The organism is Roseovarius sp. MBR-51, assembly GCF_053628575.1.
Window position 1 is genome coordinate 130,625 of record NZ_JBRJGQ010000010.1, and the last position, 18,468, is coordinate 149,092.

Sequence of the window (18,468 nt, forward strand, 5' to 3'; positions counted from 1 at the left end):
ATATGCTCCTTGGGTTCAGTTGTTTACGATCATCGTGCCCGCCTTGCCATCTAGCAGGGCAAGCGCATCCTCCAGGCGACCCACGGAGGCGAAACGCGCACGATCGGATACGAAAGTCGCGGCGGCGGCCACCTTCGGCGCCATCGAGCCGTCGGGCAAGTCCAGACGCACTGCGTCCTCCGGCGACACCTGCCTAATAGCCGATTGCGTTTCGGTGCCGAAGTCGCGGAACACGGCCTCGACGTCAGTCAGCAGCAACAGCGCGTCGGCGTTCAGCTTGTGCGCCAGAAGCGCCGTCGCGTGATCCTTGTCGATCACCGCCTCGACCCCGATCAGCGAACCGTCGGCACGCCGGACGACCGGAATGCCACCGCCGCCTGCGCAGATCAGCGTCACGTCCTGCTCGAGCAGCAGTTCCAGCACTTTCAGGTCGGGAATGCCACTCGGCATCGGCGACGGCACCACGCGGCGCCAATGCGCGCCATCCGCAGCAATGCTCCACCCCCGCGCCTGCGCGAGCCGTTCGGCTTCCGCCTTGTCATAGACCGGGCCGATGAACTTGGTGGGTTTGGCGAAGGCCGGGTCTTTGGGATCGACCTCGATCTGGGTCAGCAGGGTCGCGACCGGGCGGTCATGGCCCAGGGCGTTTTCAAGCGCCTGCTCGATCATGTAACCGATCATGCCATCGGTTTCCGCCCCCAGCACATCCAGCGGGAACACTGCATCGGGTTTGTAGGCCGCACCCTGCAATGCAAGCAGGCCGATTTGCGGCCCGTTGCCGTGGGTGACGACCAGCCGGTGTCCGGCCTTGATGATCTGCGCCAGCGCGGTAGCCGCGGTGGCGACGTTCTCGCGCTGCGCCTTGGCGGTCAGCGGCTCGCCACGGCGCAACAATGCATTGCCCCCCAATGCGGCGACAACCAGCACCGCTAGTTGCCCAGCGTGGCGACGAGCACCGCCTTAATCGTGTGCAGCCGGTTCTCGGCCTGATCGAACACGATGGAGGCCGGGCTTTCGAACACCTCTTCGGTGACTTCCATCGCCGTGATGCCGAATTCCTCTTCGATATCGGCGCCGACTTCGGTCTCGGCATTGTGGAAGGCGGGCAGGCAATGCATGAACTTGGCCCTCGGATTGCCGGTTTTGGCCATCACATCGGAATTCACCTGATAGGGCGTCAGCAGCTCGATCCGTTCCGCCCATTTTTCCTTGGGCTCACCCATCGACACCCAGACATCGGTATAGACGAAATCGACGTCTTTCACCGCGGCGTCCACATCCTCGGTGATCGTGATCCGCGCGCCGGTCTGCACGGCGACGTCATCGGCCTCGTCGCGGATCGCCTGGCCCGGCCACAGGCTTTCGGGCGCGCACAGGCGCACATCCATGCCCATCTTCGCCCCGCCGATCAGCAGGCTGTCACCCATGTTGTTGCCCGCATCGCCCATGAAGCAATAGGCGATCTCGCGCAGCGGCTTGTCGGAATGTTCCTGCATGGTCAGGAAATCGGCAAGGATCTGCGTCGGGTGGAATTCGTCCGTCAGCCCGTTATAGACGGGCACGCCAGCGTATTGCGCCAGCGTCTCGACGATAGGGTGACCAAATCCGCGATATTCGATCGCGTCATAGACCCGGCCTAGCACGCGCGCGGTGTCCTTGACGGTTTCCTTCTTGCCCAGATGCGACCCCGAGGGGCCAAGATAGGTCACATGCGCGCCCTGATCGTGGGCCGCCACCTCAAAGCCGACGCGGGTGCGGGTGCTGTCCTTCTCGAAGATCAGGGCGATTTCCTTGCCGGTCAGGCGCGGAACTTCAGTGCCGGCGTATTTCGCCGCCTTCAGGTCGGCGGAGAGTTTCAGCAAGAAGCTGATTTCCTGCGGCGTGAAGTCGCGCAGGGCCAGGAAATGGCGGTTTCTCAGATTGTAGGACATGGGATTTCCTTATCGTCGGTGGTTCAGATTGCGTCGCGGATCGTCGGGCAACTCATGCAGTGGCTGCCGCCCCTGCCCCGGCCGAGTTCGGCACCGGGGATGGCCAGCACCTCGATCCCGGCCTCCTTCAGTGCGGCGTTGGTGTCGTCGTTGCGGTCATAGCCGATGACGACGCCGGGGCGCAGCGCCAGCACGTTGTTGCCATCATTCCACTGTTCGCGCGATTGCTCCGCGGCGTCGGCCCCGCCGGTGGGCACTAGATGCAGTTTCTTGTGGCCCAGAATTTCAGCGGTGATCTCGAATATGTGGCGCGCATCCCGGCGGATATCGAGCGCGGCCTTGCCCTGACCGGGGCGCAGGTCATAGCAGGTGATCGCATCCGCCACCTCCTTGAAAGTGGTCACCACATCGCCCCCGCAATGGGTGAAAACGGTGTCCAGATGCATCGCCGCGCGCGAACTGGGCATCTGGCAGGCGATCACCCGCGTCACGTCGCCACCCTCGAACAGCGCCTCGGCCAGTTGGCCCACCGCCTGCGGGGTCGATCGTTCGCCCATGCCGACCATGACGACACCGTGCCCGATTGGCATGATGTCGCCGCCTTCCAGCGTGGCCGTCCCGAATTCCCGCGTCGGATCGCCGAACCAGACCCGCACTCGATCCGCGAATGTCGGATAAAACCGGTAGACTGCTGCCATCAGCAGCGTTTCGGGCCGCCGTGCCGCGAAATGCATCGGGTTCAGGCTCACGCCGCCATAAACCCAGGCTGAATTGTCGCGGGTAAAGATGAAATTTGGCAGCGGCGGCAGCACGAAACCGTGGGGGCCAAGGTAGCTGCCGAACATGCCGGAGGGCGTGAAAGGCAGATCGTCCACCCGGATGCCGCCGACCAGCAAACGGGCCAGTTCCGTGCCGGGCAGACCCTCCATCCAGGCACGCAAGTCGTCCCGCATCCCCACGCCGACGTCATTGCGGGTGATGCGGTGGTCGAGAACCCAGGCGCGCGCGTCGGAAATGTCCAGCGTCTCGCCCAGCAGCGCCATCGCATCCAACACCTCGACCCCTTCGCCGCGCATGACATCGGCAAAGACGGCGTGATCCTTGATCGCCTGTTTGACCCAGAACACATCGTCGAACAGCAGGTCTTCGCGGTTGTCCGGTGTCAGACGGCGATGCGCCAGGCCGGGTGGCGATACGATCACCTGCCGCAATGTACCGGCTTCGGAATGAACGCCCAATTTTGGTTCAGACATCTGGAATGCCTCCTTCTTTCTAATCAGAGAATGGCGGCCAGGCTGATCCCGGCCGAGATGAAGACGACGAGGATCAGCAGCAGGGGCCAGACGAAGACGACCCAGCGGTCGAACGACACGCGCCCGATGGCCAGACCGCCGATCACAACCGCAGAGGTGGGCGTGATCAGATTCACGAGCCCGCTCGCCGATTGATAGGCCGTCACCACGAGGTCACGGCCGACCCCCGCGAAATCCCCCAACGGGGCAAGGATCGGCATCGACAGGACGGCCAGGCCGGACGACGACGGCACGAGAAAGCTCATCCCGATCTCGATCCAAAGCATCAGGTTGATGAACGCGACTTCCGGCAGGCCGCCGAGGGTATCGGCGGCACTATTCAGGATCGTGTCGGCAATCAGGCCCTGCTCCATGATCACCACGATGCCGCGCGCCAGACCGATCACCAGCGCAACTCCCAGAAGATCCTTCGCTCCGTCGACAAAGGACGACGTTAGCTTCTTCTCCCCCATGCGGGCGACCAGCCCGACGACGATGGCCATGCCGAAGAACAGCGCGCCCATCCGAGCCATCCACCATCCCTGGCTCGAGACACCCCAAATCATTACCGCAAAGGTCGTAAAAAACAGGATCAGGACCAGCTTCTGAGTTCCGCTCAGCTTCGGCTCCTCGAACGTTGCATCCGTCTCGTTCAGAAAAAACTGCCGGTCGCTGTCGCGTTGCGCAGCGACGACGGACCGGGCCGGGTCGGCCTTAACCTTCGAGGCATAGCGCATGACGTAGGCCACGCAGATCGCGAGGCCGCCCAACAGAAGGACCAGCCGCAGCGCAATACCATCCGTGAACGGGATGCCTGCCGCGTTAGACGCGATCACCGTGGCGAAGGGGTTGATTGTCGATCCCAGCGTGCCGATCCCGGCACCGATCAGGATGATCGCCACGCCGGTCACGGAATCGTAGCCCGCCGCGATCACCACCGGGATCAGAAGCGCGTAAAAGGCCAGCGTTTCCTCGGCCATGCCATAGGTCGTGCCGCCCAGGGCAAAGAGCGACATCAGGATCGGGATCATCCAGATCTCGCGCCCCTTCAGCCGCACCATCGCCGTCTGGATGCCGGTGTCGATGGCATTCGTGGCATTCACCACGCCCAGAAAGCCGCCCAAAAGCAGTACGAACAGCGCCACGTCGATGGCATTTGCGGCATAGCTGTCGGGATCATAAAACCCCGCCACCGGTGCCAGCATGACGTCGATGACCCCCTGTGGATTGGGCTCGACCGTTTGATACGTACCCGGCACGGCGATCTCGCGCCCGACCTCTTCGTTCATGGCGCGGTCATATTGGCCCGCAGGGATAATCCAGGTCAGCGCCGCGACAACGATGATCAGGCCGAACAGGATGGAATACGCGGTGGGAAACCGCGCCGCCATGCCCTTCCCGTCCGGTGTCTTGGTCGATGATGTGTCAGACATCTCAAGTCCCCCTTATTCAATGTGATTTCTGCGAGTGTCCGGCGTGAAGCGGCACCTGGCCTGCCTGCGCATCGCCCTGACCGCCGCCGCTGGCGGACCCACTCTTGCCCGCACCAATACCTTCCAGCCGCGTTCGTTTCAGCAGCAGCGCGTTGACCGCCACCAGCGCGGAGCTGCCCGACATGGCAAGTGCTGCCACGGCGGGGCTGATGATCAACGGATAAAACACCCCTGCCGCCATCGGAAAGGCGACCACGTTGTAAGCCACGGCCCAGAACAGGTTCTGGTGCATCTTGCGCAAGGTGGCGCGCGACAACTCGATGGCCCCCACGACATCGTAGGGATCGCTTTTCATCAGCACGACATCGGCGCTTTCCATCGCCACGTCGGTGCCCGCACCGATGGCAAATCCGACATCGGCCTGGGTCAACGCGGGTGCGTCGTTGACACCGTCACCGACCATGCCGACCTTCTTACCCTGGGCCTGAAGCTCTTTGACCTTCTCGGCCTTTTGGCCCGGAAGAACATCTGCCAGCACAATGTCGATGCCCAGCTCGCCCGCGATCCGCCTTGCGGTACCTTCGTTGTCGCCGGTCAGCATCGCCACCTCGACGCCGCGTGCGCGCAGCTTGGCCACGGTGGCCTTGGCGCTCGGACGCGGCGCATCAGCGATGGCGATCAGGCCCAGCATCCGTCCGCCCTGCGCCACATGCACAACCGTGCGGCCCTCGCCCTTCAGGCGCTCGGCCTCCGCCGTCAGGGTGCCGACGTCGATACCCTCCTCGTCCATCAGGCGCCGATTGCCGACCAGCACGGTCTTGCCTGCGACTTCGGCGCGCGCGCCGCGGCCTTCGAGGTTGAGAAACTCGGCCATCTGCGGGACGTCGAGGTCCGCCGCGCGTTCGACAATGGCGAGCGCCAGCGGGTGGTCCGAGCCGCGATCGACGGCCGCCGCAGCCCGCAGCGCGTCATCCTCCGCGCCGCCTTCGGCGGCAACGACCTCGACCACGCGCGGTTCGCCCATGGTCAACGTGCCGGTCTTGTCGAAGACGATCACGTCAAGCTTGGTCGCGTCTTCCAGCGCACCGGCATTCTTGAACAGGATACCGTGCTGCGCCCCTAACCCTGTGCCCACCATCACCGCCATCGGCGTAGCAAGCCCAAGCGCGTCCGGGCAGGCGATGACGAAGACGGTGATCGTCAGCGTCAGCGCGAACAAAAGCGGAGAGCCGATCCACCAGAACCAGACCGCGAAGGTTGCAAGTCCGATCACGACGGCGATCAGCACCAGCCATTGTGAGGCTTTGTCGGCCAGAAGCTGGGCGGGTGCCTTGGAGTTCTGCGCCTCCTGCACCAGCTTGACGATCTGCGCCAGCGCGGTGTCGGCCCCGACCTTGGTGGCGCGGTACCGGAAACTGCCGCTCTTGTTGATGGTGGCGCCGATCACGGTGTCGCCGACGGCCTTGTTGACCGGCATGGATTCGCCTGTCAGCATGGATTCGTCGACCAGCGACGCGCCTTCGACAACCTCGCCATCCACCGGGATCTTGTTGCCGGGCCGGATCAGCACGATCTCGCCCTCAAGGACTTCGGAGGTAGGCACCTCGACGTCTTGCCCATCGCGGATAACGGTCGCCATCGGCGGTGCAAGATCGAGCAGTGCGCGGATTGCAGCAGACGCCCCGGCCCGCGCGCGCATCTCCAGCCAGTGACCCAACAGGATGAACACCAGCAGGACCGCCACCGCCTCGTAGAATTGCACGCCCGGAAAGAAGAAGGTAGACCCGACGCTGAACAAATAACCGGTGCCAACCGACAGCACGACCAGGACCGCCATGTTCAGGATGCCGTTACGCAGCGCCCGCCAAGCGGCGACGAAGAACGGCCAGCTTGGCCAGATAATCGCGGCACTACCCAGGAAGAACAGCCACAGATCCAGTTCCAGCCCGAAGGGCGGCGCGGGTGGCGTGAACAGGCCACCCATCGGCGAATAAGTGAAGATCGGGATGGTGAACAGCAGCGCCACCCAGAAGCGGTTGCGCATGTCGCGGACCATGCTGGCCATGTCCATGCCACCGCCGTGGCCCATCTCGTGCGCCATCGCGTCGTGGCCAGCCGGGGCCTCCGCGCCAGATATTTGATGGTCGGCGTGGCAGACATGGTTCGGAACCCGCTCCCCGGCGCAGTGGAATCCGCAGGCCTCAACCGTGTTGCGCAGCTCTTCCTCGCCCACTGCCGTCTCATCGTAGTGGACTGTCACGCTTGCCGATGCCGGGTTCGCTTCGGCGCTGTGCACGCCGCCGAGAGCTGACAAATGGCGTTCGACCGCGAGATGATCGAGTTCCTCGAACAGCCCGCGGACCTCAAGGGTCAATTTTTTCAATGTTGGCTCCTGTCGATTTTCCTTGCGATCGAGAACGACCGTTTAGGTAAATAGACGTTGCCGGTCTCCAAACCTTACAGTTCCATCCGAAAGGCATTGATTTGCATGAAAGCCACTGGCGATTCCTCAACTCGGCAATTCGAATACTTTGCCGACGGGGCGCGCCAAGTCTCCGCAGAGGCCTCGTGCTCAGGGAGGTAATCGCGACTGAGCTGCGCCCGCGACCGTCCCATCGCAATGGGTGGTCAGCGGCGCCGAGAGGACTCCCGTAATGAGCCGGTTGCTTTTCAACGCCCAGTTTGTGCCTTAGGTTTGCACTTTGGGCCGTCCCAAAAAAATATGTCGGAGAAAGAATTCCATGTGCTTGTCCGCGCAAGTCAGCTTTGCCGCCAGCGTTTTTCTTGTTGGCGGCGGCACGGCCATTTCAATTGTGGCGTGGCGGCGAAACAAACGGTATCTTCCGCTTGCCCTGATGCCGCTTTTTGCCGGACTGCAACAGTTTACCGAGGGTTTTGTCTGGGTCGGCATGAACGGAAACGATCCCCTGACGGTCTTATGGGGAGCTATGGGGTTCATTTTTTTCACCTGGTTCATGTGGCCGATCTGGGTGCCATACTCGGTCTACGTTCTGGAACCGGACGACAGCCCTCGGAAGCGGTTGTTCCGCCTCATGGCGTTGATCGGACTGGCCTTCGGTCTATTGCTTTACATCCCGCACGGGCTGAACAGCAGCATGGTCGTGGTCGAGATCAACAACCAGTCGCTGGCCTATGAAAAATCAATGTGGCTTGATTACATGATGCCACGCTGGCTGACCAATACGATCTATGTGACCCTTATCACCCTGCCGCCAGCGCTGTCGCATTACAAACATATGCGCCATTTCGCCCTGACGCTGGTGGCGGTGATCGTGATCGATATCGCCTTTCTCCAGTTTGCCTACATTTCGTTTTTCTGCCTGCTGGCGGGGCTCGCAACGCTGCATCTGGTGTACATCATTTTGACCAACAAATGCGCCCGTGAATGCCCTGAATTGTTCGCCTGATTCCGTCGCCTAGCTTTGCTTGTCGCAGTAGGGGATCGCTTCGGCGCTAGACTGGGCAGTAGCAATCATCGGGATCCTCCAGGCAGCAGGCTCCACAATGGTATTGGATCGCCTCGCGCAGAGCAGCGCGCGCCCTGTGCAGCCGAACGCCAAGGGCATTGCGGTTCAACCCCATATCGGCGGCCACGATTTTCCGATCCTCTTCACCGAAATCGATCCGCCGGATCAATTTGGCATCAACGGTACGAAGCTCGGTAAGCAGCCTGCTCGGACAAGTGCACAGCCGCGCCATCTGCACCGGCGCATCGGCAACCAACTGATGTGGGTCTCGTGCGACAGCTACGGCCAAGCGGCTGCGCCGAGTGGCTTTGCGAAAATGATCGTTCATGGTGGACCGGAGGATCGCGTATAGCCATGCATCCATGCGTTCCACGTCGCGAAGCTGATCCTTGCGAGTCAGCACCCGAATGCAGAACTCTTGGAAAACATCCTCGGCATCCGCGCGGTTGCCGACCCGTTTCGCGAGGAAGCCGAGAAACGCTTTTCGCCCTTCGACCAGTGCGTTCTCGGTCGCTGTTCCACTATATTGTTCTTCCACATTGCTGTTCATTCGAGTTCCTCCTTTTATTGGCTCCACTTAATCACACGACGGTATTTAGCCTCTGGTCGGCCGCGCTTCCGAAGTGACTGAAGGAGTAAAAAATCAGAGCCAGTCCTGTCACGATCATCGGCGCGGAAAGCACTTGACCCATCGTCAGCCCCCATTCGCCGAAATGAAGCGCGTGACCGATCGGATTCTCGGCGGTCACGAACTGCATGTCCGGCTGCCGGAACAGTTCCACGAAGCTTCTGGCAAGGCCGTACCCAGTAAGGAAAACCCCGGTCAGAGCACCGGGGGCCTTCAGCCAGCCGCGCCGCCAGGCGAGATAGAGCAGGAGTGTTCCGAGCAGCAGCCCTTCCAGAAGCGCCTCGTATAGCTGCGAAGGGTGTCGGGCGCAGAGCCCGGTGATGCCGTCACAGACTTGCGCCGCCTCGCCCGGAAAGATTATCGCCCAAGGAACGTCCGTAGGCCGCCCCCAAAGCTCGTTGTTGGTGAAATTCGCCAGCCGTCCCAGAAACAGCCCCGGCGGAGTTGCCAGCGCAAGCAGGTCTGCGGTGCTGAGCAGGGATCTTTTCTGACGAAGACAGAATATCAGCGCCGCAATCCCTACACCCGCAAAACCGCCGTGGAACGACATGCCGCCCTGCCACACCTTGAGGATTTCCAGCGGGTTGGCCAGGTAATAGCCGGGCTGATAAAACAGCACGAAACCCAGGCGCCCACCCACGATCACGCCCAGTATGATCCATGTCAGAAGGTTCTCGATCTGCTCGCGATCAAGTGGCGGACCGGCCGGGGGCCAGAGTGCCGGGCGATTGACTGCGGCCAGACAGATGCGCCATCCGATGAGGATGCCGACGATATAGGCCAGCGCGTACCAACGCAGCGCGAATGTGAAACTGCCGATTTCGATCGAGAACAGATCGGTTCCGATGTCCGGAAATGGTATCGCTGCGGTCAACATTGAGGGAGTCCCTGTTCTTTGCTTTGGAACCGAAAACCGAAATGCCCCTGGCGCTCAATCCATGGTGCTCGTTTCAGAAGATGGTGTGCGTCACGATCAGTCATGGCGTAATCTACATCTTTGCCAGTCCCTGACGCCGATGAAGACGAGCGGGGTCAGGGTCAGAGCGCCCAGTCCGATTGCAGCCCAGGCAGCACGGGAGGTGTCTCCGCTGACGGCTTCGTTGCCGAAATGCGCGAGTACGAAACTGGCAGGAATAATTCCGGCTAACGTGGCCAGTCCGAAGCGCCAGAAATGCAGTCGGCTGAGCCCCGCTGCATAGCTGACAATATCGAACGAAACGAATGGTAACAGCCGACTGATAAAAACCGTGAATGTTAGCGCGTTCTGAGAGCCAAGCCAGCCAACATCGATCTTGTCGCCAAACCATTGCCGCAATACGTCCCGACCCAAAAACCGGGCGAGAACGAAGGCTGCAAGAGCGCCGAATTCGGCACCGAGAACGATGTAAACTGTTCCGACGGTGTGGCCGTAGGCCGCGCCTGCAGCCAGTGCGATGGGTGCACTTGGGATCGGCGTGGCCACGATCGCTATCGTCATCAGTCCGACGACTAAAATTGGCCCCCAGATACCTGCAGCCATGACCCAAGCAGAGATCCTGTCGCCGTTCAGGCGGGTCAGGGTGTCGGGCAGCGGTCCGAACGCAAGGACCAGCAAGGCCGTCGCGAATGCCAGCGCGATGGCGGTCTTGACGGTTGGTGTGAGCGTATTGTTACGGTTCATCTGCGCCTCATGTCAGGTCAAGGGCATCGAGAGAGACTTCAGGCCGCGTCCAAAGCGGCCCGGAGCAAATCGCGGACTTGATCGGCGACTTCGTGCAACTCGGCGTTCTCTACCGCTTGCATAGAGGCCACAGGGTCAATGGCGCTGATTTCGGTGCCTCCGTCCATCTGGCGCAGAATCACATTGCAGGGCAGCATCGCGCCGATGCGCGGCTCGATTTCGATGGCCTTGTGGGCCATGCCCGGATTGCAGGCACCAAGGATGCGATAGGGCGCCATCTCCACACCCAGCTTCTTTTTCATCGTCGCCTTCACGTCGATCTCGGTCAGTACGCCAAAGCCCTTTTCTGTCAATGCATCGCGGACGCGCATTTCAGCGTCGCCCAAGGCGACATCTTTCAAGACACGATCATAGGTATAGGCCAATTCGATTTTCTCCCTTTCGGATTTTCTGTGGTTGCTGCTCATTGCCTGGACTTGGCAAGTCCGGACGCGGTCTGGTGTTGCGTCCGGATGTTTTCGGATCAGACGTTTGGGGAAGCGGCGCCAGTCAGAGCTGGCGCCGAACCTCTCAATTGTCGTTCATCATGGTGCCGTCGCCCATGCCCTGGCCATTGCCGGGCTGACCCTGCGACTGCGCCATGTTCGACCGCATCATCTGCATCCGTTCCATCATTTCGGCAGGCGCCACCATCTCTTCCGCCGTCACCGCGCCGTCACCGTCGGCATCGAGGTGCTGGAATCGGTCCACCATCATCTCGCGGATCATCGCGCTGTGAAGCGTTTCGAACTCTGCAATCGAGAGGGAGCCGTCGCCATCGCCGTCATATTCGGCAAGCTTGGCCTGCAGCTGCGTGCGCATCTCTTCAGGAGTGACCTTGCCGTCGCCATCAGCGTCCAGCATCTTCGTCATACCTCCGCCCATCGGGCCCATAACGCCCATCATGCCGCCGCCCATCATGTTGCCATGCATGCGCTGCATCATATCCATCATTCCATCCATGCCCTCCATCATGCCCATCATGCCGGGGGCACCTCCTTGCGCGGCACCGGGTCCGGATTTTCCGCCGTGTCCGTGGTGGGACTCCGCGAACGCGGCACCGCCAAGGACGGTTGCAGTGAGGGTCATTGCAGCGAGTAGAGTATTGCGTTTCATTTAGGTTACCTCGTGTCAGTGTTGCGATACAGAACATATGGCAGATGCCTGTCGCGAAGGAATGCAGGGAGCGCAGGCGTTTTGTATCGGCAGGTCGCAAACGCGGGGCCTGTTACACTTCGTGACAAATCTCTTCGGGAAAGCACCCGGCATTCATCTAAAGGAAGGCTTATGAGCGAACCGCCGCACATTCTTGTCGTCGATGACCACCGCGAAATCCGCGATGCCGTGACGCGCTACCTGGAAAAGAACGGGATGCGCGCAACGTCCGCGCGCGACGCGGTCGACATGGATGCGAAGCTTGCGAACGGCAAGTACGACCTCATCGTCCTCGATGTCATGATGCCGGGGGAAGATGGTCTTTCCGTGTGCCGCCGACTTTCGGCAAGTGGATCCGTTCCGATCCTGATGTTGACCGCGCTCGGGGAGGAAACCGACCGGATTGTTGGCCTTGAAATCGGCGCGGATGACTACCTAGCGAAACCCTTCAACCCGCGTGAACTGGTCGCCCGGATCAAGGCCATCCTGCGCCGTTCGACGAAAGCCGAACCCTATGCAGGTACACTTTCGGGCCGACGTATCGCATTTGCCCATTGGATTCTGGACACGGACAGTCGGGTACTTTCGAACGAGGACGGTGAGCAAATCGATCTGACCAGCGCGGAATTCAAGCTTTTGACCGTCCTGCTGGAACGTCCTCGTTTTGTCCTCAGCCGCGATCAGTTGCTCGATCTGACGGCAGGCCGCGCAGCGTCAGTATTTGACCGGACCATAGACAATCAGATCAGCCGACTGCGCCGGAAGATCGAGCTTGATCCGTCGCGGCCGCGCATCGTCACGACTGTGCGCGGCGGCGGCTATTGCCTGGCTGCCGATGTCCACGAGTTGAGCTGATGCCGCGCCCCTTCGATAATCTTCGTGGGCAGTTGGTCCTGCTGATCGTCGCGGCGCTTGCTGTCGCACAGACGATCAGCCTGTGGCTGTTCGTCGACGAGCGTGGTCTCGCCGTGCGCGCCGCCTTGGGTTTCGAAGCGGCAGGCCGGGCCGCGAACGTCGCGCTCTTGCTCGAAGAGGCGCCGGAGTCCTTGCAGCAGGCGATCCTGAGAGCGGCGAATTCCCCTTTGGTACGTTTCGATCTTTCGGACATTCCCGCTGTCGATCATGAAAGCCATGCAGACGGTGGAGCCGTAGAGGCGCGCGTTCGCGGACTACTAGGTGGCGCGAACGATCGAGAAATCCGCGTGGAATTGCACGAGGTCGAGCAAGGCATTCCGCCGATGCCACATCTCGCGCCGGAGATGGCCGAAATGCATCTCGCGATGATGCGGGGCGAGCTTTCCGCGATCGAAATGCAACTGTCGATCGCCCTGGCGGACGGGCAGTGGCTGAATGTCGGAACAAGGTTCGAGCGGCCGCCGTTGCAGTGGCCATGGGCTTCAATCGTCAGTTTCGGAATCACGGCGGCGATCATTCTAGTCTCGGCCTGCTGGTTTCTTCTGACCCGGCTAACCGGACCGCTTCTGCGCGTTTCGCGCGCAGCCGACAGGCTTGGAAAGGGGGAAGCCGTCGATCCGTTGCCACTGATCGGTCCGAGCGAGGTGCGCGGCCTCACGCAGGCCTTCAATCGGATGCAGGCGAGACTGACGCGTTTCGTCGCGGACAGGACAAGACTTCTTGCGGCATTGGGCCATGATCTGCGCTCTCCGCTGACCGCCATGCGGGTGCGGGCGGAGATGGTGGACGAGGACGAAACGCGTGAAAGTCTTGTCGCCTCAATCGAGGAAATGCAGGAGATGGTCGATGCAACGCTTGCCTTTGCACGGGGCATGGCCAGCTCCGAAGTCTACGAGACGGTGGATCTGAAAACCTACCTGAAGCAGTTGCAGGCCGACATGATCGACGGCTTCACCCTTGATACAGCCAACAGCATAAGCGTTCGCTTGCGTCCCCAATCGGTGCGCCGCGCCCTGCGCAACATCATCGAGAACGCGCAGCGCTATGGCGGGGGGGCGGAGGTCACCTTCGTACATGACGCCGAATACGTCCAGATACGGGTCTCCGACAACGGACCTGGGGTTCCCGAAGCCGAACTCGAGCAAGTGTTCGAGCCGTTTTTCCGGCTCGAAAAATCCCGCTCGCGCGAAACCGGTGGGACCGGTCTTGGCCTGTCGATCGCGCGAACGATTGTGCGGGCCCATGGCGGCGACGTAGCGCTGACGAACCGCACCGAAGGCGGTCTTCTCGTGACCGTCACTTTACCACTCGAAACAGAACCTGATCAGCAAGAAAGGAACACCTCATGATAAAAATGGTATCCGCTGTAACCCCGTCAGCCCTAGTATTGTCCGCCGGAGCCGCGCTCGCCGATCCTGCGGACAGTTGGGGCAACGGTTTCGGTCACATGATGTGGGGAGGTGGATTCGGCATGGCTGGCGGTTTGATGATGCTGTTGTTCTGGGGGGCGATCATCGCATTGATCGTGTTGGCCGTCCGCGGGTTCTCGGCCGGGTCCCGCTCAGGCGGCAAATCCGACGCGGCCGAGATTCTTCGCGAACGCTATGCCAAAGGTGAGATTGACGAAGAGGAGTACGAGCGCCGCAAGGCGAAACTCGAATTGTGACGCCAAGGCTGATGCTTTTGATGCCCACCGAACTATGAATCATTAACTATCGACCTTCCCGCCATGGAACGCTGTGTCCACTAAGGGAACGGCCGAATGATTGGGAAATCGGACAGGTTGTTTTCGCCTTCGGCTTCGACACCGCAGTGTTCCAAACCGTGCTGCCCATGAGGGTTGCAATGTTCCATGGATGCATATTGCGCGCCGTTCGTGTTTACAGGCCTCGCATTCAGGTCATTTTGGCACGGCAACAAATCGCGTGATGTCAGTAAGCCGAAGGTAGATATTTGAGGATCACGATCTGGTGACAGCCGGGTTCGCGCGCACTTTTTTGCGATGCTACGAACTGATACAAAATTCACTGTTATGTCAGACGAGCTCGCTTGACCCTCCAGTGCTGGAAGGTGGTTTATGCACACCTGATAGGCAAGAAATCAGTAGCAGGAATGCCATGGTAGAGCAGGCACCCTTTGTAATCCATAGACGTCGTTTCGTACTGGCTGCGGCGAGCGGCGTAATCGCGTTGGCTGCGCCGTCGTTACTCCGGGCGCAGGGAGTGGAAACGACGCGTCGGAACTTATCGTCTTTCCGCACGCACGAGTGGCGGGACCATTTCGAGTCCCTGGACAAAGGTATCATCATTTCGGATACGATCACGAAAGTGTTGCAGCATTGGACCACCGATGGCGAAATGCGAATCTATCCGACATCGGTTCCCCTGACCGATGAGTTGACAAAGCGGGGCTATACCGAGGTTGTCGAAAAAAGGGAGAACCCGAGCTGGGCGCCAACGCCGTCGATGCGTGAGCGCAACCCCGAATGGCCAGCACTTATTCCAGGCGGAGACCCCGCCAATCCGCTGGGCACCCGTGCGCTCTATCTGTCTTGGCAGTATTACCGGATCCACGGAACGCAGGATACTCGGAAGATCGGGCGCAAGTCGTCGAACGGATGTATTGGCCTCTACAACGAACATATCGAGGAAGTCTTTGAACGAACGGCTCTGGGAACGCAGGTGAAGCTGATTTGAGCAGAGTGGTTCTCGCGAGGGACAGTAAAGAATGAACAAGATGCTTCTGGCCATTCTGGCCCTTTTTTTGATCGGGGGCCTCGCCGTTTATTGGAACGCGGCCCCATCCAGGCAACAGTCGGCCGGTCACTCGATGGTGCCACCGGACACAAGCGGCGTGGCCCGAGGGGCACCCATCGTGGAGGTTTCGGTGCCGACGGACCTGTCAGCGAATGCACAGATCGGAAAAGGCGCATTCGAGGCGAAATGTGCCGAATGCCATGGCGCCAACGCAGCAGGTCAGAATGGTGTTGCGCCGCCACTTGTGCACAAGATCTATGAGCCTTCACATCATTCGGACATGGCTTTCGTCTTGGCGGCGAAAAACGGTGTCCGGTCGCATCACTGGAATTTCGGGAATATGCCTCCGGTCAAGGGACTGACAGACGCTGATGTCAAGATGGTCACGCAATTCGTCCGGGAACTCCAAGAAGCGAATGGCATTTTCTAACAGATTAAAGGGTAAAATTTTTTTTTACCGGGAAGTTGGCCAATCGCCACCGACCGCGACTCTTCCAGAGCTTCTTGCCGTGCGCGGCTGGACCGTCGCGGACCTGAACTATGATTTGCTCGGCAGTTTGACTCGGCAGGGCAACGTGTTCGGTGGAATTCGGCGCGGTCGTGTAAACCGAAACTCGGTTCCTCCCTATTTTCGACTTGCCTGCGATGTCGGTCAATCTTCTGGCTATCAGGTTGCTGAAAGCAGAAGAGAAAATCACCTTACGGGTGTCGCAGCCGAACTACGATCAAAGCGACGGGGCGCGCCAGAGCTCCATACTATTTAAGGCTAGGAGAGAACATGATACGTCGGGATTTCCTTTTGCGTAGCGCTTCGGCGGCCGCTGTCCTTCCATTGCCCAGAGCGGGGCGCGCATTGACGCCTCAATTTGACGAATTCAAAGCTCAAGTGAGCGCGGTCCAGCTCGCGCCGCCGCCTTATCCAAAGACGGAAATATGGGGCTATGACGGCATGATGCCCGGCCCGGAGTTGCGGATCGCGCAGGGTGCCCGCGTTCAGCGAAAGTTACTGAACGCGCTGCCACAGGCAAGCTCGGTCCACTGGCACGGAATCCGGATCGACAACGCGATGGACGGCGTCGCCGGGCTGACCCAAGCCGCCGTCGAACCGGGCGAGAGTTTCGATTACGACTTCGTTGTACCTGATGCCGGAACCTATTGGTATCACGCCCATGCGAGGTCCTTCGAACAGGTCGCCCGAGGGCTTTACGGCGCGCTGATTGTTGAGGAAGCGGAAGCTCCGGAAGTGGATCGCGAGGAGGTTCTGATCCTGGACGATTGGCTTCTCGATCCCGAAACCGCACAGATCAATCCCGACTTCACCTCTGCGCATTCCCGCAGCCACGCAGGCCGCATGGGAAATTTCGTTGCGACGAACGGACAGTACGGTCTTGCGATCGATGTGCGTCAGAATGAACGGCTTCGACTGCGTCTGATCAATGCGGCCAACGCGCGGATCTTCGTCGTTGATATCGCCGGAATGGAAGGCTGGACCATCGCGTTGGACGGGATGCCACTGGCGCAACCCCAGAGGCTCGGCGAACCCCTCATTCTCGGCCCCGGCCAGCGCGCCGATCTGATCGTCGACGTGACTGCCGACTCCGGTGAAACGGCCCATCTGGTGCGCCTCGACAATGGGGAAGGTATGTCACAAGTTGCCCTTACCGTGACCGGTCGGGCGTCCGCCGTACGCCGGGATGACCCCCCTGCCCTGCCGAGCAATGCGAATATGGATGTTCCGGGCCTAGACAATGCGGTTCCCGTTCGCCTTAACATCGAGGGCGGTGCGATGGGCCGGATGCAATCGGCGGTCTTGAACGGTGAACGGAAATCCTTCCGCGATCTGGTCGACGAAAACGAATACTGGGCCTTAGACGGCACCGTCGGAATGCCCGATGCACCGCTTGCCGGTCTCGCTCTCGGGCAGACCGTCAAGCTTGAGATTAGCAACGACACGTCCTTCCCGCACGCGATGCACTTGCACGGGATGCATTTCCGCGAAATCGGCGAGGATGGCACATTGGGGCCGCTCCGGGATACGATAACGATGTTCCGGGGCGAAACGCGGACCGTTGTCTTTGTCGCCGATAATCCAGGCGACTGGCTGTTTCACTGCCACATGCTCAGCCACGCGGCCGCCGGCATGATGACATGGATGCGAGTGACGTGATGCGAAGATACCTGATGCTGTCGGTGATTTTTCTGGGCGGTGGCGGAGCCGCAGCCTGGCTCATGAGCACGGCCGGTGTGCTGACCGAATCCACGCCGGAAGCCGCCGACATTGCACAGGGTGAAGATCTTTACAGAGAATATTGCGCGGCCTGCCATGGTGCCGATTTGGAAGGACAGCCGGATTGGCGGTCGGCCGGACCAGATGGCGTCCTGCCTGCACCGCCGCATGACGAAACCGGTCATACCTGGCATCATCCCGATGGCGTGCTGTTTGACTACACCAAGCTGGGCGGCAAGGCCGCTCTTGCCCTCCAAGGGGTCGAGTTCGAAAGCGGCATGCCCGGGTTCGGCGACCAGCTGTCGGACGCCGAAATCTGGAACATCATCGCTTACATCCAATCAACGTGGCCGGAGCGTCAGCGCGCTATTCAAGCCGAACGAAGTGCTGACCAGCGACAGCAGGAAGGCAACTGAACCGCGTCCGAGAAAGGCGCTGAATATCTTGAGGTCGAGGAAAAGTTGGACTGGTTGTCGAGCGAAGGTATGACGCAATCGAGTTACCGCCCATCCAAGGACAATCATTTGGTCGAGTGCGCTTAATCGACTTGGCACGACAGGACGCTGGGTACGTGATCCGGCAAGTTTTGCACCAGTAATTGCAGTCCCAAGGGTTATTCAGATCGCGGCTGGCGCCGACACATCGTATCCTGCGTTTTTGATCGCTTCCGACACCGCCCTGACGCTGAGAAAACTCTCGACCGAAACGGTATGCGTGCTCAAGTCGCACGAAACGGTCGCAGTTGGGTCAATAGACCTAATCGCCTTGTCAATTGTTGCGGTGCAATGCCCGCAACTCATTCCCGGAACTGTGAAGCTGCTCATATACGTCTCCTTCTCTCTTATCTTCAGGTGGGCGCTTCCAGCGGAGGAAGGTCAAGGGCAAAAAAATATTCTGAAAAGCTTGACCTTCCAGTTGGTGGAAGCCCTAGATATCTTACCCAG

At 60.3% G+C, this 18,468-nt stretch carries 19 protein-coding genes; 8 read left to right on the forward strand and 11 right to left on the reverse strand.

The features are described from left to right. Nucleotides 1–15 precede the first annotated feature (15 nt). The 5 genes from arcC to ACSSVY_RS15730 are packed head-to-tail and all read right to left on the reverse strand — an operon-like array spanning nt 16 to nt 7,039. Nucleotides 16–927, reverse strand: coding sequence for a carbamate kinase (gene arcC, locus ACSSVY_RS15710; protein ID WP_088635786.1), 912 nt, complete (start codon nt 925–927; stop codon nt 16–18). A 2-nt stretch (nt 928–929) separates the two neighbouring features. Further along, nucleotides 930–1,931 (reverse strand): ornithine carbamoyltransferase, encoded by a 1,002-nt coding sequence (gene argF, locus ACSSVY_RS15715; RefSeq protein WP_008282902.1) that lies wholly within the window; start codon nt 1,929–1,931, stop codon nt 930–932. A 23-nt stretch (nt 1,932–1,954) separates the two neighbouring features. After that, nucleotides 1,955–3,184 (reverse strand): arginine deiminase, encoded by a 1,230-nt coding sequence (locus ACSSVY_RS15720; protein ID WP_088635785.1) that lies wholly within the window; start codon nt 3,182–3,184, stop codon nt 1,955–1,957. A gap of 23 nt (nt 3,185–3,207) precedes the next feature. Next, entirely contained in the window at nt 3,208–4,656 is a 1,449-nt protein-coding gene (locus ACSSVY_RS15725; RefSeq protein WP_037275431.1) for a YfcC family protein, read from the reverse strand. A 16-nt stretch (nt 4,657–4,672) separates the two neighbouring features. Beyond that, entirely contained in the window at nt 4,673–7,039 is a 2,367-nt protein-coding gene (locus ACSSVY_RS15730; RefSeq protein ID WP_454270545.1) for a heavy metal translocating P-type ATPase, read from the reverse strand. A gap of 358 nt (nt 7,040–7,397) precedes the next feature. On the opposite strand from ACSSVY_RS15730, the gene ACSSVY_RS15735 reads away from it, so the two are divergent. Next, nucleotides 7,398–8,084, forward strand: coding sequence for a DUF6629 family protein (locus ACSSVY_RS15735; RefSeq protein WP_037275433.1), 687 nt, complete (start codon nt 7,398–7,400; stop codon nt 8,082–8,084). A 46-nt stretch (nt 8,085–8,130) separates the two neighbouring features. Here ACSSVY_RS15735 and ACSSVY_RS15740 read toward each other — a convergent pair whose 3' ends face one another. The 5 genes from ACSSVY_RS15740 to ACSSVY_RS15760 all read right to left on the reverse strand — a co-directional run bounded on the left by ACSSVY_RS15740 (nt 8,131) and on the right by ACSSVY_RS15760 (nt 11,560). Then, the gene (locus tag ACSSVY_RS15740; protein ID WP_037275434.1) at nt 8,131–8,694 is read right to left on the reverse strand and encodes an RNA polymerase sigma factor; all 564 of its coding nucleotides are present in this window, start codon (nt 8,692–8,694) and stop codon (nt 8,131–8,133) included. Nucleotides 8,695–8,725: 31 nt separating this feature from the next. After that, nucleotides 8,726–9,649, reverse strand: a complete 924-nt coding sequence (gene lgt, locus ACSSVY_RS15745; RefSeq protein ID WP_454270546.1) for a prolipoprotein diacylglyceryl transferase — start codon at nt 9,647–9,649, stop codon at nt 8,726–8,728. Nucleotides 9,650–9,745: 96 nt separating this feature from the next. Then, nucleotides 9,746–10,432, reverse strand: coding sequence for a TVP38/TMEM64 family protein (locus tag ACSSVY_RS15750; protein WP_454270547.1), 687 nt, complete (start codon nt 10,430–10,432; stop codon nt 9,746–9,748). A 38-nt stretch (nt 10,433–10,470) separates the two neighbouring features. Then, nucleotides 10,471–10,857: a DUF302 domain-containing protein gene (locus ACSSVY_RS15755; protein ID WP_037275483.1), complete on the reverse strand. Its 387-nt coding sequence runs from the start codon at nt 10,855–10,857 to the stop codon at nt 10,471–10,473. Between the two features lie 145 nt (nt 10,858–11,002). Continuing rightward, a complete protein-coding gene (locus ACSSVY_RS15760; protein WP_245875212.1) occupies nt 11,003–11,560 on the reverse strand; it encodes an EF-hand domain-containing protein in 558 nt (185 codons plus the stop codon). Between the two features lie 198 nt (nt 11,561–11,758). Here ACSSVY_RS15760 and ACSSVY_RS15765 point away from each other — a divergent pair, with 198 nt between their 5' ends. The 7 genes from ACSSVY_RS15765 to ACSSVY_RS15795 all read left to right on the forward strand — a co-directional run bounded on the left by ACSSVY_RS15765 (nt 11,759) and on the right by ACSSVY_RS15795 (nt 17,940). Beyond that, on the forward strand, nt 11,759–12,481 hold the full coding sequence (locus tag ACSSVY_RS15765; protein WP_037275440.1) for a response regulator: 723 nt from the start codon (nt 11,759–11,761) through the stop codon (nt 12,479–12,481). Continuing rightward, nucleotides 12,481–13,890 carry an ATP-binding protein gene (locus ACSSVY_RS15770; RefSeq protein ID WP_037275442.1) on the forward strand — a complete coding sequence of 470 codons (1,410 nt, stop codon included), beginning with the start codon at nt 12,481–12,483 and terminating at the stop codon, nt 13,888–13,890. The genes ACSSVY_RS15765 and ACSSVY_RS15770 overlap by 1 nt, the downstream gene beginning before the upstream one ends. Then, entirely contained in the window at nt 13,887–14,207 is a 321-nt protein-coding gene (locus ACSSVY_RS15775; protein ID WP_075571760.1) for an SHOCT domain-containing protein, read from the forward strand. Before ACSSVY_RS15770 ends, ACSSVY_RS15775 begins: the two co-directional genes overlap by 4 nt. Nucleotides 14,208–14,658: 451 nt before the next feature. Further along, the gene (locus tag ACSSVY_RS15780; RefSeq protein ID WP_037275444.1) at nt 14,659–15,237 is read left to right on the forward strand and encodes a L,D-transpeptidase; all 579 of its coding nucleotides are present in this window, start codon (nt 14,659–14,661) and stop codon (nt 15,235–15,237) included. Between the two features lie 31 nt (nt 15,238–15,268). Beyond that, on the forward strand, nt 15,269–15,727 hold the full coding sequence (locus ACSSVY_RS15785) for a c-type cytochrome (RefSeq protein ID WP_037275446.1): 459 nt from the start codon (nt 15,269–15,271) through the stop codon (nt 15,725–15,727). Nucleotides 15,728–16,075: 348 nt separating this feature from the next. Continuing rightward, entirely contained in the window at nt 16,076–17,464 is a 1,389-nt protein-coding gene (locus ACSSVY_RS15790) for a multicopper oxidase family protein (RefSeq protein WP_454270548.1), read from the forward strand. Further along, a complete protein-coding gene (locus ACSSVY_RS15795) occupies nt 17,446–17,940 on the forward strand; it encodes a c-type cytochrome (RefSeq protein WP_081508717.1) in 495 nt (164 codons plus the stop codon). Before ACSSVY_RS15790 ends, ACSSVY_RS15795 begins: the two co-directional genes overlap by 19 nt. A gap of 201 nt (nt 17,941–18,141) precedes the next feature. Here the strand turns inward: ACSSVY_RS15795 and ACSSVY_RS15800 are convergent, their stop codons facing one another. Then, entirely contained in the window at nt 18,142–18,348 is a 207-nt protein-coding gene (locus ACSSVY_RS15800) for a heavy-metal-associated domain-containing protein (RefSeq protein WP_290898666.1), read from the reverse strand. Nucleotides 18,349–18,468 lie beyond the last annotated feature (120 nt).

Excerpts from the sequence above, each read along its gene's own strand:
- argF (WP_008282902.1), bottom strand. The coding sequence starts at position 1,931 with ATGTCCTACAATCTGAGAAACCGCCATTTCCTGGCCCTGCGCGACTTC.
- ACSSVY_RS15720 (WP_088635785.1), bottom strand. The coding sequence starts at position 3,184 with ATGTCTGAACCAAAATTGGGCGTTCATTCCGAAGCCGGTACATTGCGG.
- ACSSVY_RS15725 (WP_037275431.1), bottom strand. The coding sequence starts at position 4,656 with ATGTCTGACACATCATCGACCAAGACACCGGACGGGAAGGGCATGGCG.
- ACSSVY_RS15735 (WP_037275433.1), top strand. The coding sequence starts at position 7,398 with ATGTGCTTGTCCGCGCAAGTCAGCTTTGCCGCCAGCGTTTTTCTTGTT.
- ACSSVY_RS15740 (WP_037275434.1), bottom strand. The coding sequence starts at position 8,694 with ATGAACAGCAATGTGGAAGAACAATATAGTGGAACAGCGACCGAGAAC.
- lgt (WP_454270546.1), bottom strand. The coding sequence starts at position 9,649 with ATGTTGACCGCAGCGATACCATTTCCGGACATCGGAACCGATCTGTTC.
- ACSSVY_RS15750 (WP_454270547.1), bottom strand. The coding sequence starts at position 10,432 with ATGAACCGTAACAATACGCTCACACCAACCGTCAAGACCGCCATCGCG.
- ACSSVY_RS15760 (WP_245875212.1), bottom strand. The coding sequence starts at position 11,560 with ATGACCCTCACTGCAACCGTCCTTGGCGGTGCCGCGTTCGCGGAGTCC.
- ACSSVY_RS15765 (WP_037275440.1), top strand. The coding sequence starts at position 11,759 with ATGAGCGAACCGCCGCACATTCTTGTCGTCGATGACCACCGCGAAATC.
- ACSSVY_RS15770 (WP_037275442.1), top strand. The coding sequence starts at position 12,481 with ATGCCGCGCCCCTTCGATAATCTTCGTGGGCAGTTGGTCCTGCTGATC.
- ACSSVY_RS15775 (WP_075571760.1), top strand. The coding sequence starts at position 13,887 with ATGATAAAAATGGTATCCGCTGTAACCCCGTCAGCCCTAGTATTGTCC.
- ACSSVY_RS15780 (WP_037275444.1), top strand. The coding sequence starts at position 14,659 with ATGGTAGAGCAGGCACCCTTTGTAATCCATAGACGTCGTTTCGTACTG.
- ACSSVY_RS15785 (WP_037275446.1), top strand. The coding sequence starts at position 15,269 with ATGAACAAGATGCTTCTGGCCATTCTGGCCCTTTTTTTGATCGGGGGC.
- ACSSVY_RS15790 (WP_454270548.1), top strand. The coding sequence starts at position 16,076 with ATGATACGTCGGGATTTCCTTTTGCGTAGCGCTTCGGCGGCCGCTGTC.
- ACSSVY_RS15795 (WP_081508717.1), top strand. The coding sequence starts at position 17,446 with ATGGATGCGAGTGACGTGATGCGAAGATACCTGATGCTGTCGGTGATT.
- ACSSVY_RS15800 (WP_290898666.1), bottom strand. The coding sequence starts at position 18,348 with ATGAGCAGCTTCACAGTTCCGGGAATGAGTTGCGGGCATTGCACCGCA.